This window comes from Algoriphagus resistens (assembly GCF_001442615.1).
Taxonomy (GTDB): Bacteria; Bacteroidota; Bacteroidia; order Cytophagales; family Cyclobacteriaceae; genus Algoriphagus; species Algoriphagus resistens.
The window spans coordinates 332,585-346,892 of record NZ_LMXN01000006.1 but is presented as its reverse complement, the minus strand read 5'-3'; the positions used below and the strand labels follow the sequence as shown (position 1 = coordinate 346,892).

General features: G+C 42.6%; 14 protein-coding genes. 6 read left to right on the top strand and 8 right to left on the bottom strand.

The window, feature by feature from the left end:
- The 5 genes from AS141_RS13615 to AS141_RS27090 form a co-directional block, all read left to right on the top strand.
- Nucleotides 1-2,553 (top strand): MBG domain-containing protein (locus tag AS141_RS13615; protein ID WP_157243476.1); only part of this gene is annotated, 2,553 nt, incomplete at its 5' end.
- A gap of 72 nt (nt 2,554-2,625) precedes the next feature.
- The gene (locus AS141_RS13610) at nt 2,626-3,588 is read left to right on the top strand and encodes a PorP/SprF family type IX secretion system membrane protein (RefSeq protein ID WP_057938199.1); all 963 of its coding nucleotides are present in this window, start codon (nt 2,626-2,628) and stop codon (nt 3,586-3,588) included.
- 631 nt (nt 3,589-4,219) lie between these two features.
- Nucleotides 4,220-5,080: a glucose-1-phosphate thymidylyltransferase RfbA gene (gene rfbA, locus AS141_RS13605; protein ID WP_057938198.1), complete on the top strand. Its 861-nt coding sequence runs from the start codon at nt 4,220-4,222 to the stop codon at nt 5,078-5,080.
- 386 nt (nt 5,081-5,466) lie between these two features.
- The gene (locus AS141_RS27095) at nt 5,467-5,892 is read left to right on the top strand and encodes a DUF1016 N-terminal domain-containing protein (RefSeq protein WP_232424914.1); all 426 of its coding nucleotides are present in this window, start codon (nt 5,467-5,469) and stop codon (nt 5,890-5,892) included.
- 6 nt (nt 5,893-5,898) lie between these two features.
- Nucleotides 5,899-6,450, top strand: a complete 552-nt coding sequence (locus tag AS141_RS27090; RefSeq protein ID WP_232424913.1) for a PDDEXK nuclease domain-containing protein — start codon at nt 5,899-5,901, stop codon at nt 6,448-6,450.
- Nucleotides 6,451-6,987: 537 nt separating this feature from the next.
- On the opposite strand, the gene AS141_RS13595 is transcribed toward AS141_RS27090, so the two are convergent.
- The 5 genes from AS141_RS13595 to AS141_RS13575 all read right to left on the bottom strand — a co-directional run bounded on the left by AS141_RS13595 (nt 6,988) and on the right by AS141_RS13575 (nt 10,309).
- Nucleotides 6,988-8,010, bottom strand: a complete 1,023-nt coding sequence (locus AS141_RS13595; RefSeq protein ID WP_057938197.1) for a hypothetical protein — start codon at nt 8,008-8,010, stop codon at nt 6,988-6,990.
- 3 nt (nt 8,011-8,013) lie between these two features.
- Nucleotides 8,014-8,331, bottom strand: a complete 318-nt coding sequence (locus tag AS141_RS13590) for a DUF3817 domain-containing protein (RefSeq protein ID WP_057938196.1) — start codon at nt 8,329-8,331, stop codon at nt 8,014-8,016.
- Nucleotides 8,331-8,906, bottom strand: coding sequence for a hypothetical protein (locus AS141_RS13585; protein ID WP_057938195.1), 576 nt, complete (start codon nt 8,904-8,906; stop codon nt 8,331-8,333). The genes AS141_RS13590 and AS141_RS13585 overlap by 1 nt, the downstream gene beginning before the upstream one ends.
- Nucleotides 8,907-8,995: 89 nt before the next feature.
- On the bottom strand, nt 8,996-9,514 hold the full coding sequence (locus AS141_RS13580) for an acyl-CoA thioesterase (RefSeq protein WP_057938194.1): 519 nt from the start codon (nt 9,512-9,514) through the stop codon (nt 8,996-8,998).
- Between the two features lie 132 nt (nt 9,515-9,646).
- A complete protein-coding gene (locus AS141_RS13575; RefSeq protein ID WP_057938193.1) occupies nt 9,647-10,309 on the bottom strand; it encodes a protein-L-isoaspartate(D-aspartate) O-methyltransferase in 663 nt (220 codons plus the stop codon).
- A 111-nt stretch (nt 10,310-10,420) separates the two neighbouring features.
- Between AS141_RS13575 and AS141_RS13570 the strand changes: the two genes are divergently transcribed.
- Entirely contained in the window at nt 10,421-11,017 is a 597-nt protein-coding gene (locus AS141_RS13570; protein WP_057938192.1) for a riboflavin synthase, read from the top strand.
- Between the two features lie 221 nt (nt 11,018-11,238).
- Here the strand turns inward: AS141_RS13570 and AS141_RS13565 are convergent, their stop codons facing one another.
- From AS141_RS13565 to AS141_RS13555, 3 genes are all read right to left on the bottom strand, one after another.
- On the bottom strand, nt 11,239-12,336 hold the full coding sequence (locus AS141_RS13565) for a formylglycine-generating enzyme family protein (RefSeq protein WP_057938191.1): 1,098 nt from the start codon (nt 12,334-12,336) through the stop codon (nt 11,239-11,241).
- Nucleotides 12,337-12,409: 73 nt separating this feature from the next.
- On the bottom strand, nt 12,410-13,420 hold the full coding sequence (locus tag AS141_RS13560; RefSeq protein ID WP_057938190.1) for a hypothetical protein: 1,011 nt from the start codon (nt 13,418-13,420) through the stop codon (nt 12,410-12,412).
- A gap of 345 nt (nt 13,421-13,765) precedes the next feature.
- The gene (locus AS141_RS13555) at nt 13,766-14,308 is read right to left on the bottom strand and encodes a ferritin (RefSeq protein WP_057938189.1); all 543 of its coding nucleotides are present in this window, start codon (nt 14,306-14,308) and stop codon (nt 13,766-13,768) included.

The following is a 14,308-nucleotide window of genomic DNA, read 5'->3' as shown; positions in this document are numbered from 1 at the left end:
ACAGGCACCTTGCCTGATGGCACTTCGGTAGCTTATACCAACAACAGCAGAACAGATGTGGGTACGCAGGAAGTGACAGCGACCATTAGCGGATCGAACTATAATACACTGGTGTTGACAGCAGATCTGACGGTCACCCCTGCAGCTATTTCAGGAATCACGTTTGATGACGACAGCTTTGTCTTTGACGGTACTGCCAAGTCCCTTGCGATTACTGGAACCCTTCCTGACGGCACTTCGGTAACCTATACGGATAACAGCAGAACGAATGTGGGTACGCAGGAGGTAACTGCAACCATTTCAGGTAGCAATTTCACCACCTTGGTGCTTACTGCAGATCTGACGGTAGCCCCTGCAGCTATTTCAGGAATCACGTTTGATGACGGCAGCTTTGTCTTTGACGGTACTGCCAAATCCCTTGCGATTACTGGAACCCTGCCTGATGGCACTTCTGTGGTCTATACCAACAACAGCAGAACGGATGTGGGAACCCAGGAGGTAACTGCAACCATTTCAGGTAGCAATTTCACCACCTTGGTGTTGACAGCAGATCTGACGGTCACCCCGGCAGCTATTTCAGGAATCACGTTTGATGACGGCAGCTTTGTCTTTGACGGTACTGCCAAGTCCCTTGCGATTACAGGCACCTTGCCTGATGGTACTTCTGTGGCCTATACCAACAACAGCAGAACGGATGTGGGTACTCAGGAAGTGACAGCGACCATTAGCGGATCTAACTACACTACCTTGGTATTGACAGCAGATCTGACGATCACCCCTGCAGCTATTTCAGGAATCACGTTTGATGACGGCAGCTTTGTCTTTGACGGTACGGCCAAGTCCCTTGCGATTACAGGCACCCTTCCTGACGGTACTTCGGTAGCTTATACCAACAACAGCAGAACGGATGTGGGAACCCAGGAAGTGACAGCGACCATTTCAGGTAGCAATTTCACCACCTTGGTGTTGACAGCAGATCTGACGGTCACCCCGGCAGCTATTTCAGGAATCACGTTTGATGACGGCAGCTTTGTCTTTGACGGTACTGCCAAATCCCTTACGATTACTGGAACCCTGCCTGATGGCACTTCGGTCACCTATACCAACAATAGCAGAACGGATGTGGGTACGCAGGAAGTAACTGCTACAATCTCGGGAGGTAACCATGTCGAGCTTGTTCTTACTGCCAAGATGGTAATCACCCCGGCGACTTTGACGGTAACAGCAGACCCAGGTCAAAGCAAAGAAGCCGGTAGTGCAGATCCTGTATTGAGCTATTCAGTCTCCGGCTTTGTGGGTGGAGATGATGAAACTATCATCAGTGGATCATTGGGTCGAGAAGAAGGAGAAGAAGTAGGCAGCTATACCATCAATCAGGGAAGCTTAAGTGCAGGCAGTAATTATACAGTAGTCCTTATCGAGGCAGACTTTATGGTCACTGAACCGGCCAATGCTGACAGTGATGGGGACGGCGTACCGGATCCTGTGGAAGAGGATCAGGGAACCGACCCGGATGATCCTGATGATTACCTGGATAGGGACGGGGACGATGTACCTGATTATGTAGAAGAACAACATGGTACCGATCCAATGGATCCCGGAGATTATATGGATACAGATGGAGATGATGTACCTGATTATGTAGAGGAGCAGGAGGACACTGACCCAACAGATCCTGAAGACTTCTTGGATGAAGACGGAGACGGAATACCAGATTATGTTGAGGACAGAGCTGTTATAGAGTTTGTATCCCAAACTTTGGAAACGGTCTGGGGAACGGAAGCAGCTGAGCTAAAAGTACCTACCGAAGTTGTGGCAATCACCGCACAGGGCGCATTCATCAATCTCCCGGTTGTCTGGGATTTGGCAGGCTATGAGCCGAGGGTGTCCACAAGTTCAGTTTACACCGGATCGGCAGTTATTTCTCCAGGCCTGTTCAATCCTTCAGGAATACAGCCATCCCTGGAGATCACTGTTCTTTCCAAGCCTGCACCGGAAGATGTGACACTGAGCCAAAACAGTTTTGTTGCAGTACCTGATCAATTCTTCCAGGAGATAGGAGCCTTTACGGTGATCGATCCTACAGATGATGAGCATACACTCAGTCTTCCGGAAGGGATACAGGATAATCAATATTTCGAAGTACTTGAAGGAATCCTGTTCTGGAGCAGTGCCGAGCAGGCAGAAGGTAGAACAGACTTTATCATAGCACTGAAAGTAACAGATAGAGCAGGTAATGTTCTGGAGAAAACCTTTAGCATTATCCGTGAGAGGACCCCGCTGGAGCAATTGGAAGTAGCAAACACCTTCACACCAAACGGGGATGGAATCAATGACACCTGGGGTATGCCTGCACTTCGCTATTATTCCGGAGTAAGAATATCTGTCTTTGCCGTAGGCGGGGAAAGGATGTTCTACACGGAAAACCCAGATGTAAGATGGGATGGGCTATTTAACGACAAAGAGATGCCAGTTGGGGCTTACCTGTACGTGATTGAGGTAGGAGAGACAGGCGAGGTAAGGCGTGGCATGCTGAACCTGCTCAAAGAATAAGCATCAGATTAAATTGGGGAGCCGATTGCAAACCATCGGTTTCCCTTTTTTTGGATTTATACTAATTTTCAGATGAGACAATACATTAAATACATCCTATCCGCAGTACTGGTTATTGGATCCATGACTTCCGGATATTCACAGTCAAGGAAATATATTTCTAACTTTGATTTCTTTCAGAGCTATTACAATCCTGGACTTACGGGATACGAAGGCTCTACGTTTAGGGGCTTTGTGCGTAACCAGTGGTCAGGGGTGGATGGAGCTCCCAAAACATACTTTTTCAGTACGGAGCTTGATTTCGGAGAATTAGCGGGGGAGGAGGACCCAGCTCTGATGGGTAAGAATGCAGTTTCTGTCAATCTTCTTTATGATACCTATGGTGCGTTCAGGGAAACCGAACTGACCTTGGGCTATGCCAGCAGGATCAGGCTGACTGAAAGACACAATCTGAGATTGGGAGCAGGACTGAACTACCAGAGCATCCGACTGGACGGTAATTCCTTGACCACAGAGGAACAGAACGATCCTACCCTGGGACAGTATGTGGGGCAGTTTTCTAATATGAATGTCATTGACTTCAACCTTGGGATAGCGCTGACCCATGCGAACTACTATTTCTCGTATGGCATACACAGGGTAAATGGGGGCAAAATCACCTCAGGTGATGAATTCATGAATGCCTATCCGGCAAGCTCCATCATCCAGGCAGGGTACAGGAGTGCGGTAAGTGCGAACGTAGCGGTGATTGTGAACGGTATGTACAGTACGCAGAAGGATCAGGATGACAACATCGAATTTAACATCAAGGCTTTGCTGATGGATCGGCTCTGGTTTGGGATTGGGCATAGAATAGACTATGCAACCAGCGGCCAACTGGGCATAGTGACCAAGCGCCTGAGGATAGGCTACCTGTACGAATTCCCCAATGCGACCAGTTACAACCTGCCGGGTAATACCCATGAGTTCACGGCTGTATTCAGCCTTTTCCGTGATAATGTAAGGACAGAATCCCAGGAGGTGGTGATGTGGTAGAAATACATGGGTTTACAGAGATTAATTTGTCAAAAAAGAACAAGAATGGAAATGATTGTTTTCAATAGGGTGCCTCGTTTATCTTATTAGTAAAATATGTGTATCAGCTTAACTACACATACGCACACTGAGTTGAAGCTAGAAGTTCAAATTTGGCCATTCTCTCCACGGGTGGGACAGGTTTGAACCAAATCTAATTCCAGTAAAATGAGCCGAAATTAATTAAACCACATTTGTTCAATGTTTCAATCAATAATCCAAGGCTGGCCAAACATTTGGCTAGCCTTGGATTATTAGGAAGAGTAGTCAACACTACAGCAAAGGCTATCCTATAACTCATAACTGGCTAATTAAGTGAAATCGAAATGGGCTTTTGCGCGTATATAAGCCTTCGGCTTTCATTTCAGTTTCTTTTTTTCAGGCAGGCTCGATTTCATATATTATTTTTTTAATAGTTGCTCTTTCAGTAGCTTTAAACCTTAATCTACTTCAAATTCTCATTAATCTGCCCATTTTTAACCACTGGCATTGCCCCATCTTTCATGGTTTGGGTTTCTCACTGGTTAAAAGTGGATTCATTTTTGGAAATGGAAGTAGGGATTTGATAAACTAAACAAGTAAAACGAATTATATGAAGGGAATTATTTTGGCCGGCGGATCCGGTACTCGCCTTTACCCGTTGACAATATCAGTAAGTAAGCAGCTAATGCCGGTATATGATAAACCAATGATCTATTATCCACTTTCTGTTTTGATGATGGCAGGGATCACTGAGGTTTTGATCATTACTACACCAGAAGACAGTGAAGCATTTCAGCGGCTTTTAGGAGATGGATCCCAAGTAGGGTGTTCGTTTGAATATGCAGTGCAGCCAAGTCCGGACGGTTTGGCTCAGGCATTTATAATAGGAGAAAAATTTATTGGAAAGGATAAAGTTGCTTTAATTCTGGGGGATAATATTTTCTATGGATCAGGTCTGCATAGGACTTTGCAAGAACATACAGATACAGAAGGCGGGGTAGTATTTGCCTACCATGTGAATGATCCGGAGCGCTATGGAGTGGTGGAATTCGATGAAAACCAAAAAGCAATAAGCATTGAGGAAAAGCCGCAAAAGCCAAAATCCAACTTCGCAGTACCGGGACTTTATTTTTACGACAATAGGGTAGTGGAGATTGCTAAAAAAATTGAACCAAGTCCACGTGGCGAACTCGAAATCACGGATATCAATAACGAATATTTGAAATTGGGAGAATTACAGGTGGCCATTCTCAACAGAGGAACAGCTTGGCTGGATACAGGCACGCATCAGTCCCTTTTGCAGGCAGCGCAATTTGTGGAAGTAATAGAAGAGCGGCAAGGGTTGAAAATTGGCTGTATTGAAGAAATAGCTTTCAGAGCAGGATTTATAGGGGAAGAAAAACTGTTGCAGGCTGCCGATAAATTAGGGAAAAGCGGCTATGGAGGCTACTTGAGGAAATTAGTCAAATAAGGCAGTGTCTAAAGAACGTAGATCAAATGGGAGTGTCATGTTGAAAAATTTCCTGATGGCTATTCATATATTGTTTTAAAAGGTTTTCATTCTAAAATAAAAAGTATCTGTTAGGTTGAAATTGTCTACGAAATATTAAAATAAAGACAAAATAAATAAGGGTTTATGTTAGACTTAGTGCCCTTGTACTAATTTTAGCTGAGGGGCAGAAGGTGCTTTGGAAGCGACTGAATTATACTAAAGTGTATGTATTCCTCGGGGAAGTACCTGTTGTTTTTTGTAAGTATTTGATTTATTGACATGTACTGTCGAAAATCAATAGGCATTGTGGGAAAGAGTCATTTTATTCCTTTTATTGCATAAGCTTTTACTCCTTCAGAGCCTTTATGGACAAACGCTTTTCGGACATAATCCAACTTATAAAGAAGTCTCGCACGAATGCATTTAGAGCCGTTAATGCCGAGCTTATCAATCTCTACTGGAACATCGGCCAGCATATTTGTAAAAAACTTGAAAATTCTGAATGGGGTGATTCAGTAGTCACGGAATTGGCCAACTATATCCAACAAAACGAACCTGATATTAAAGGATTCTCCGACAAGAACATCTGGAGGATACAACAGTTTTACGAGACTTATAAGGCTTTCCCAAAACTCTCACCACTGGTGAGAGAAATCAGTTGGTCTCATAATCTGGCAATATTTTCAAGATGCAAAACCAGTGAAGAGAGGGAGTTCTATCTAAAACTTGCGAAACAGGAAAGTTATAGCAAGAGAGAACTTGACCGACAAATTTCCGCCAGCCTCTTCTAAAGAACTATGATCGGAAATACAAAACTCTCGACAGCGTTGAGAGAAACTGATCGAGACCTGACCAATACGTTTAAAGACTCCTATGTATTTGAATTTCTGAGTTTACCTGAACCACACGGTGAAGGTGAATTACAAAAGGGACTTGTGAGAGAAATGAAAAAATTCATACTCGAACTTGGTAAAGATTTTCTGTTTATAGAGGAAGAATACAAAATACAAGTGGGGAGCAGTGACTTTTTTATGGATCTGCTTTTTTACCACAGGGGACAGCAGTGTTTGGTGGCATTCGAACTTAAGGCAGACAAGTTTAAGCCTGAGCACATAGGGCAATTGAATTTTTATCTGGAAGCATTAGACCGGGATGTGCGAAGAGCAAATGAAAATCCCAGTATTGGAGTTTTGTTGTGCAAAGATAAGGATAATGAAATTGTTGAATATGCGTTAAGCAGAAGCCTTTCTCCGACGATGGTTTCAGAGTATAAAACCCAACTTCCAAATAAGAAACTTTTGCAACAAAAGCTACACGAATTATTTTCCTACGAACCCGGCGATGAATAGAACCTGGTTAAGTGCCTAAACAACATATCGAACTACGCCACCGCCCATCCCCAAATCCTATAAATTCCCTGAGCAGACCAGCAGGTTCTGTAGAAGGCTATACTTCAGAGCTTTATCTTGCTGTGGTTTCGTGGGGTTGTTAACTGCTTTAAAATCTGCTGGCCATGTCATATGCTCACGTTCAACCTAGGGTTGAAACCGCAGGCTATAAATCTGCCATGCCTTTAACATGCTTCGTTTCTACAGAAATTGGGTATAAATCATTTTAAATCCTTAATTCCCACATCTCCTTCAAGCCTAATCTTACCACAATACAATCTTCTCAAAATCCTCCTCGCTCGCTTGCAGTTAGCTGTACTATTTTGATCTATTCCTGCTAGAAGGGGGAGTTGCCCATCTTTCCTAATCCGGCATTTTCTACTCATTTTAAACCTTTGCCTCTGGAGGGGGCCAAGATAAAAGGACAGGAAAAAATTCAACCTTCACCTTACATGCAGGTGACCTGGTGAGCAACTGGCATCATATAACCACATAATTCTATTTCTTGATCAGCTCTTCAAGGCTTTTTTTCATAATTTGCCCCATATTGGTGCATTCCAGGAACTTATCATTTGAATAATGTTTTGCTAATTCTGCTCTTAAGGATGCTATATTTTCCGGTAAGGAGATGGTGTCATTTTCCATTGAGCGCAAGATATCAAAAATGCCTTGACGGGAAGATTTGAGCCGTGTGGCGATCAATGCACGTTCTTCTTTCTGGTATTGCACCATAGATTCAGGCGTGATATACTTCATGCCCAATTGAATCAACGCATTGTTTTCTTTGAAATATTGAGGCAAATAAATTGATTTTTTTCCCTCATAGGATTGCTGGTCAAAGTCAATCGCCCGGATTCTATAGTGTGTCTCTTCAAAATCGGGAGTGACATCAATCACAAAATTGGAGGAGTGCATATCCCCAAGTAATCTTACAAAGCAGCGCTCGTTGAATTTGACGAATTCTTTGGCCAGCCGTATCGGGTTTAGATGCGGGTCCTGCATGTGTGCCCGCATAAATTTATCTCCTGGAATTCCAGCAATATGCTCTTCTATAAGGGTATTCTGATGGACCAGATATGAAATTCTATTCGGTGAAAGCAAATGTTCCAACTCCAAGCCGTAAACTCTTGATGCATCGGCATTTTTGATGTAGAAATAGTCAAAATTATCATTGATTCTGTTCACTATGCGTACCCGGAATGGCTGCGTGTTTCCATACACACAAAGGTCGATTCTGTCCACATATAGATGCTCCATTACGGACATGTCTCCACCGGCTTTCAGCAAAGCATAGATTTTTTTGACATTCAGATGAATCTCTTCGCGATCGGATTGGTCGTAGAAGACCGTCTCCCATAGTGTATCCTGTTCTTTAGAATCGTAAAGGGCAATGGAACTCGAATACCGAAGCAGTTCATGATAATGGATGGGGATGTCCACCTCGCGGGAATACTTAATCAGGTAGCGTCTCAGCCCGTGGCTGATGGGGTAAATCCGCTTCTTTTTGCTGATCAGTGCCATTATTTATAAATCCACCTGCTGACTTTTCTTTAGATTTCTATCAAAGATAAACGGTCCAAACGGCAATACTGAAGCAATAAGTGCAAACAAAGTCCTACTGAAATTCCACTTCAGTTTATGGGCTGTAGGGAATACAGTGTAAACGTAGATGATGAAAAGTATGCCGTGGGCCCAGCCTACATACTTTACAGCCAAGGGGGAATCCCACATGTATTTGAGAGGCATGGCGATAAGTAGGAGGACTAAGAAAGAGGTGCCTTCCAGAAGGGAAATCCATCGAAATCGTTTTGCCCAAGTGTGCTGTTGCGGTGTGAGGCTCATTATTTTTTAGCTAGGTTAAAGAGTACTTTTAATGTGTTCCAAAGCTTTCCCTTGAGGGCTTTGTCTTCGGCAATTATACTGAGTGCATCTGCAAAAAGGTATTCGGTTTCCTTTTCCATATGCACCTGGTAGTCTGACGCAGGAAGGGCATTGATGGGATGTTTTACACGCCCAAACTTAAGTACTATATGCGCATTTAAGTCATAAAGTTCTGCCAGACTTCTTCCTTCCAGCTCCGCTGAGGAAAGCAGGCCTACCTCATTCATCGAACGGCCTACGGCATTGATCATTTTTACCAACATGTCCATCACTTCAGCACTTAATGCAATTTCTTCATGAAGCACCAATATGCCTTTTTCGAAATTTCCCCGGACTTTTAACGGCTCTGGTTTCAACTCTTCCTTGGGGGGCGTAGCCACTTCTATATGCACTGTTTTCGGAAGAGTCTTTGGCTTTTCATTCCCAACAGAAGGATTAATTTCCTGTTTGGTCCTTTCGGTTTTAGGTTCTTTTTCAAAGAAGAAAAGCTCTTCGGTGATGATATGCTGGAGCTCGTGAATGCTCATATTTTCCATGTCGGGAAATTGCTCAAAAATCACCTTAACACAAAAAAAGAGGGGTAATATCTCGATCGCCCCCCGTATTTTAATGTGTTTTAATCAAATCAATCCAAATTGAAAATGGATTTAAGTTCTACTGCCTCTTCCGGTTTCATTCTTTTTGCCAAGACCAGTCTCAGTTGTCTTCTTCTCAGGGCACCTTGGTAGTTTTCTATTTCCTCAGGGGTTTCTGGGACCAATTCAGGGATTCTGGAAGGTTTATTGTTCTCATTTACGGCCACAAAGGTGAAAAATGCCCTATGCGTCATGATCTTTTTATTTGCAGGAATATCTTCGGCAGTCACTTCTATGAATACCTCCATGGAAGAATTAAATGCCCGGGTAACCTGAGCCTTCAGTGTGACCACATTACCAAGGGCGATGGGCTCCTGGAAGGAAATGTTATCCGCAGAGGCAGTCACCACGATGCTGTTGGAGTGCTTCTGGGCAGCTATGGCAGCCACCACGTCCATCCAGTGCATCAGCTTTCCGCCCATAAGGTTGTTTAACGTATTGGTATCATTGGGAAGAACCATTTCAGTCATGATTACTGCGGACTCTTTTGCAAATTTCTTGGCGCTCATAAATCTAAATTTTAACAAAAATACAAATAAAATTTCTCTGAAAAATTTATGGGATAATTTATCAGAATATTATTCTGATAAATTCTGAATTTCTATATATTATACATTTATAAGCACAAAGCTTATACCACGCTACCTCCAGCCGTCTTTTCCCAAAAGGGGTACAAAAGCAAAGCCTTCATATTCTTCCCGATCTACCTTTGTATTAGATTTTTTTGTGATTTTCAGCATGGTCTGCCTGCGTTTATCGCCTACCGGGATTACAAGTATACCTCCGATTTTTAATTGCTGGATTAAAGCTTCAGGTACTATGGGAGCCCCGGCTGTGACAATTATTTTGTCATATGGAGCATAAGCAGGAAGTCCACCGGTTCCATCACCATAGAAAAGATGCATTTCTATTCCTAATCTTGTTAAGAACTTCTTGGTTCCTTCAAATAATTTTTTCTGATATTCTATCGTAAATACCTCTGCTCCAAGTAGGTGTAAAATGCTTCCCTGGTATCCGGAACCCGTGCCAATTTCTAATATTCTATCTCCTTCCTTAATCTCCAAAAGTTCGGTCTGGAAGGCAACAGTATAAGGCTGGGAAATAGTCTGGCCCTCACCAATGGGGAAGGCTTTATCTTCATAAGCATGGGAAATCAGTGCCGAATCAAAGAAAAAATGTCGAGGTAAGGTATTGATAGCCTGAAGGACCCGCTCACTTTTTATTCCTTTTTCCCGCAGCAAAGACACTAGGGCTCTCCGTTTTCCTTTGTGTAAATATGTGTCTTCGAGTTTGAGTAGAGGCATGGTTTTTTTATGGTTCTGCGGTCGAAGATAAAAGAATATTTGGCTTAATTTGAACTTGAATCCGGCATTTATTGCTTAGTCATTGAATCTTTGAAAGTTAAATTCACCTCCATGTTCACAGGAATTATAGAAGCATTTGGCACCATCCGAAATATAACATATGAAGCCAGCAATGTCCATTTTGATATAGATTCTTCGCTTTCGTCAGAATTGAAAATCGATCAGTCTTTAGCTCATGATGGCGTTTGCCTGACCGTGGTGCAGACTACACCGGAGTCTTACCGGGTTACGGCCATAGATGAAACCATTCAGAAAACTAACCTATCCCAATGGAAAGTGGGCAAGAGGGTCAATTTGGAGCGCTGTATGCCTGCGGACGGTCGCTTTGATGGGCATATTGTACAGGGACATGTGGATCAGGTGGGAAAAGTAAAAAGTATTGCCGATCAGAATGGCTCTTGGGTTTTTGATGTGGAGTTTGATCAGAAACCTGGAAATGTAACGGTAGAAAAGGGCTCAATCACTATCAATGGCACTAGCCTGACTTGCTTCAACTCGAGACCAGGGGCCTTCTCCGTGGCTATTATCCCGTACACATTTGAACATACCAATTTTCATCAGCTTGCAGCTGGGGATCTTGTCAACCTGGAATTTGATATTCTGGGCAAATATATTCAGCGGATTACCAAGGGATACGATTTATCTTGATCTTTTTAACCCAGAGCTCACAAAGGAAAACGTAAAGTTCATAGGTATTCGGTTTATTGGCTCATTGGAGTTGCTTCCATGTTCTCAATTGGTCGATTTAACTTTTGGGCACTTGTCAAATCTTTCTAAAAACGGGAATCACAAAGATTTTCTGAACAACGCTGTATTATGGGAAGAAATGCAATTAAAAGCTTAACTGGAATTTTCCAATAGGTTACTTTCTAGTTCATGCTGACGGTCTTTTCTTCAGCGTCTTTTACCAATCTGAAACCCACATTGGAAGTACCACTGTCAAAAGCCTGGCCCTGGCGTGCAGATGGCCTATAATTCACGCAGTAATTATCCGCACATAGGAAAGATCCTCCTTTGATCACCCGCTCCATCGCATACGGATTGTCCGGGTTGTAGCATTGCTTCATATCGGCATCCAGTTTAGGGGCTTGTCCCGCCAGTCGCGCATATTTGAGTGCATCATACCAATCGTCGGTCAATTCCCATACATTTCCAATCATATCATAAAGTCCAAAGGTATTGGGAGCAAAAGATTTGACTGGCGAAGAACCCTCAAACCCATCCAGTTTTTGGTTGTCGTTAGGGAAATTTCCCTGGAACGTATTCGCCAAATACTGGCCATTCGGGGTCAACTCGTCTCCCCATGCAAAGCGCTTGCCCTGAGCCCCTCCGCGAGCAGCAAACTCCCACTCGTTTTCGGTTGGTAGACGTTTTCCGGCCCAATCCGCGTAGGCCTTAGCATCTTCATACGCGATATGGACCACCGGATGGTTTTCCTTTCCTTTCAAATCTGAATCTGGTCCTTCTGGGTTTTTCCAGTTTGCGCCTTCTACCCAAACCCACCAGAGTGATATATCCTGGGTGGGAACAGGATAGGGAGGAGGGCTGAAAACCATTGATCCTGCAACTAAAAGTGCCTCATCTGGCTTTGGTGTATCGGGAGGAAGTTGTTTCTTAAGGTCCTCCCATTCAGGTTTTTTCTCTGCCAAAGTTACATAGCCTGTTTCCTCTACAAATTTCTGGTACTCTGCATTGGTGACTTCATGAGTGTCCATCCAAAAACCTTTTACTGCAAGATTTACAGCTGGTTTTTCGGCAGAATAGGCTTCTACTTCATTGGTTCCCATGACAAATTCCCCTCCTGGAATCCAGACCATTCCTTCTACTTTTTTGGCAGGCTCAGGCATATTGGCTATAACCATTTTATCCTCGTCGATCATCTTGTCGGAAGCTTTCTCCTGACAGGAGAACAATGAAAATCCGACCAAGACTGCGGTAGCTATGCTATATTGAATTTTAATGTTCATAATTGTCATACTTGAGCATTCAAAGTAGTGGATTCTTTCCTTTTTGTGAAGGGAAACTACTGAAATGATCTACCTACTCTTCTTTTTCTGCGGTTGCAGTTAGTCGTTCCACTACTTTTTTACGCAATTTATTAAAGAATTGCTTACGCTCTTTTTCACCCACGAGGCTGATTTGAGTAGATTTCTTTATCAGGTTTTCTAAGTTTCTAAACATGGCCTCATTGAAGGAGGGGTCAGAAGTGCCATGGAAATAAATAACGCTGTGGTTGAGGTAGGTGACTTTTCGTTCATCCATTGTGGCAAAAAACGTATTATCCCCGATGATAAACTCATTTACAAAAAAGGTATATTCCGCTCCTTCAATTTCTGGATGCGAGGGCAGGATTTTTTTGCCTTTTTCCGCCATTTTTTCCAGATTATCTATCACTTCCAGCATACAGTTATATAGAAAAATGGTGTCTTCTGTCGAAGTCATAATACCCATTTCATGATACAGCTCAATCTGCCGTAAGGTAATGTTGATGCCTTCAATATTCCATATTTCTGTAGTTGGAATCTTATGGTAAGCCTTGAGGATTTTCTCGGTTATTTCAGCAAATTGATCGTAGGAGTTGTCCTTGATGGAATATTTGGTGTCTTTCAGACTTTCGTTAAACAAGATGGATTTTCTCCAGAAAAAGAACTTAAAGGCAGCCAATTCCTTATGATAATAATGATGGAATGGAGGCATATCCTTCACCAGCCAATAGATATGTTTTTTAGAAAAGCTATTGACTAGATTTAGTTGTGCGTATACATCTTCCATCCATTTCATGAAACCATTTTCTTGGTAGTTATTTTGATTTCCCTGAAAGAAGACCCTGTTTGAACTTAGATTAAAGAAAGTGTCTACTGAGGTATTGAACCGATTGCAAAGAATTTCTAATTCACCGAAATCCAGTAGTTTTTCTCCACGAATTCTTCTATAGGCACTATCAATACTTATTTCTAAAATTTCAGCGATCTCATCAACCAATGAAGTATAGCTGGGCAATGATAATTTGAGCGTCTGGAAAAATGCCGCTTGGCTCTTATTGAAACTCATGGCAATAAAGATGATTAAGGGAGTGGGGAAATAAATCTACATTAATATATACTAAAGATGAGTAAGAAAAAACCAATCACTTAATAAAAATTGCTGTTCAAGGGTATAAAAAACACCTATATTTTTAACTGAAGGTGATTTTTAGAAAATTCAGTGATTCAGGAAAAATCTTCACGAATTAGAATTTCACAAATTGAGGTGAAAGGAAAAATGCACTCCGGATTCTAATGCTGCGGAGAAATCTGGTGAAGGAATAGGCTAGTAAACTGTACCCTTTGTATCCCTACCCTTGTGGTCAAAAATGGACTTTGACATAAAAAAAGCGGCCCGAAGGCCGCTTTAGCATTAAGCTGTCGGATGGGCTGCGGCGTGCAGCTTGCCAAGTTCCTGATCGATTGTCCAAAGGCCAACCCCTTCTTCGCCGATAATATCGAAAAGTTCGAGCGCTCTTCTGGACATAGTTTCCTCTTCTCTTTGCTCGGTAACATACCATTGCATAAAGCTGAACGTCGCAAAGTCTTTTTTGGAAAAGGCATGATCCACAATGTTATTAATGGATCTGGTAACATTGATTTCATGCTCAAGTATCAATTCAAAAATCTCTCTTAAAGAATTGAAATTGTGTCTGATACCGGTGATTTCTGGCTGAATGGCATGCCCGCCTGCCTCATTGATATACTGGAATATCTTCATCATATGCATACGCTCTTCGTCTGCATGGGTATAAAGGTATTTGGCAGAATTCTCATAGCCCATCATATGACACCAGGAAGCCATGGACAGATAATAAGCGGAAGATGTACCTTCCATCTCTACCTGTTTGTTGAGCAGCTTCTCTGTATCGATAAGTAAAGAACGCTGTAGCGTTACGATTTCTTTAGCTTTCAT

What these genes read in the sequence shown, in the direction of transcription:
- AS141_RS13560 (WP_057938190.1), bottom strand. Translation starts at nt 13,420, where the DNA reads ATGAGTTTCAATAAGAGCCAAGCGGCATTTTTCCAGACGCTCAAATTA.
- AS141_RS13585 (WP_057938195.1), bottom strand. Translation starts at nt 8,906, where the DNA reads ATGGAAAATATGAGCATTCACGAGCTCCAGCATATCATCACCGAAGAG.
- AS141_RS27090 (WP_232424913.1), top strand. Translation starts at nt 5,899, where the DNA reads ATGATCGGAAATACAAAACTCTCGACAGCGTTGAGAGAAACTGATCGA.
- AS141_RS13565 (WP_057938191.1), bottom strand. Translation starts at nt 12,336, where the DNA reads ATGAACATTAAAATTCAATATAGCATAGCTACCGCAGTCTTGGTCGGA.
- rfbA (WP_057938198.1), top strand. Translation starts at nt 4,220, where the DNA reads ATGAAGGGAATTATTTTGGCCGGCGGATCCGGTACTCGCCTTTACCCG.
- AS141_RS13555 (WP_057938189.1), bottom strand. Translation starts at nt 14,308, where the DNA reads ATGAAAGCTAAAGAAATCGTAACGCTACAGCGTTCTTTACTTATCGAT.
- AS141_RS13595 (WP_057938197.1), bottom strand. Translation starts at nt 8,010, where the DNA reads ATGGCACTGATCAGCAAAAAGAAGCGGATTTACCCCATCAGCCACGGG.
- AS141_RS13610 (WP_057938199.1), top strand. Translation starts at nt 2,626, where the DNA reads ATGAGACAATACATTAAATACATCCTATCCGCAGTACTGGTTATTGGA.
- AS141_RS13575 (WP_057938193.1), bottom strand. Translation starts at nt 10,309, where the DNA reads ATGCCTCTACTCAAACTCGAAGACACATATTTACACAAAGGAAAACGG.
- AS141_RS13570 (WP_057938192.1), top strand. Translation starts at nt 10,421, where the DNA reads ATGTTCACAGGAATTATAGAAGCATTTGGCACCATCCGAAATATAACA.
- AS141_RS13580 (WP_057938194.1), bottom strand. Translation starts at nt 9,514, where the DNA reads ATGAGCGCCAAGAAATTTGCAAAAGAGTCCGCAGTAATCATGACTGAA.
- AS141_RS27095 (WP_232424914.1), top strand. Translation starts at nt 5,467, where the DNA reads ATGGACAAACGCTTTTCGGACATAATCCAACTTATAAAGAAGTCTCGC.
- AS141_RS13590 (WP_057938196.1), bottom strand. Translation starts at nt 8,331, where the DNA reads ATGAGCCTCACACCGCAACAGCACACTTGGGCAAAACGATTTCGATGG.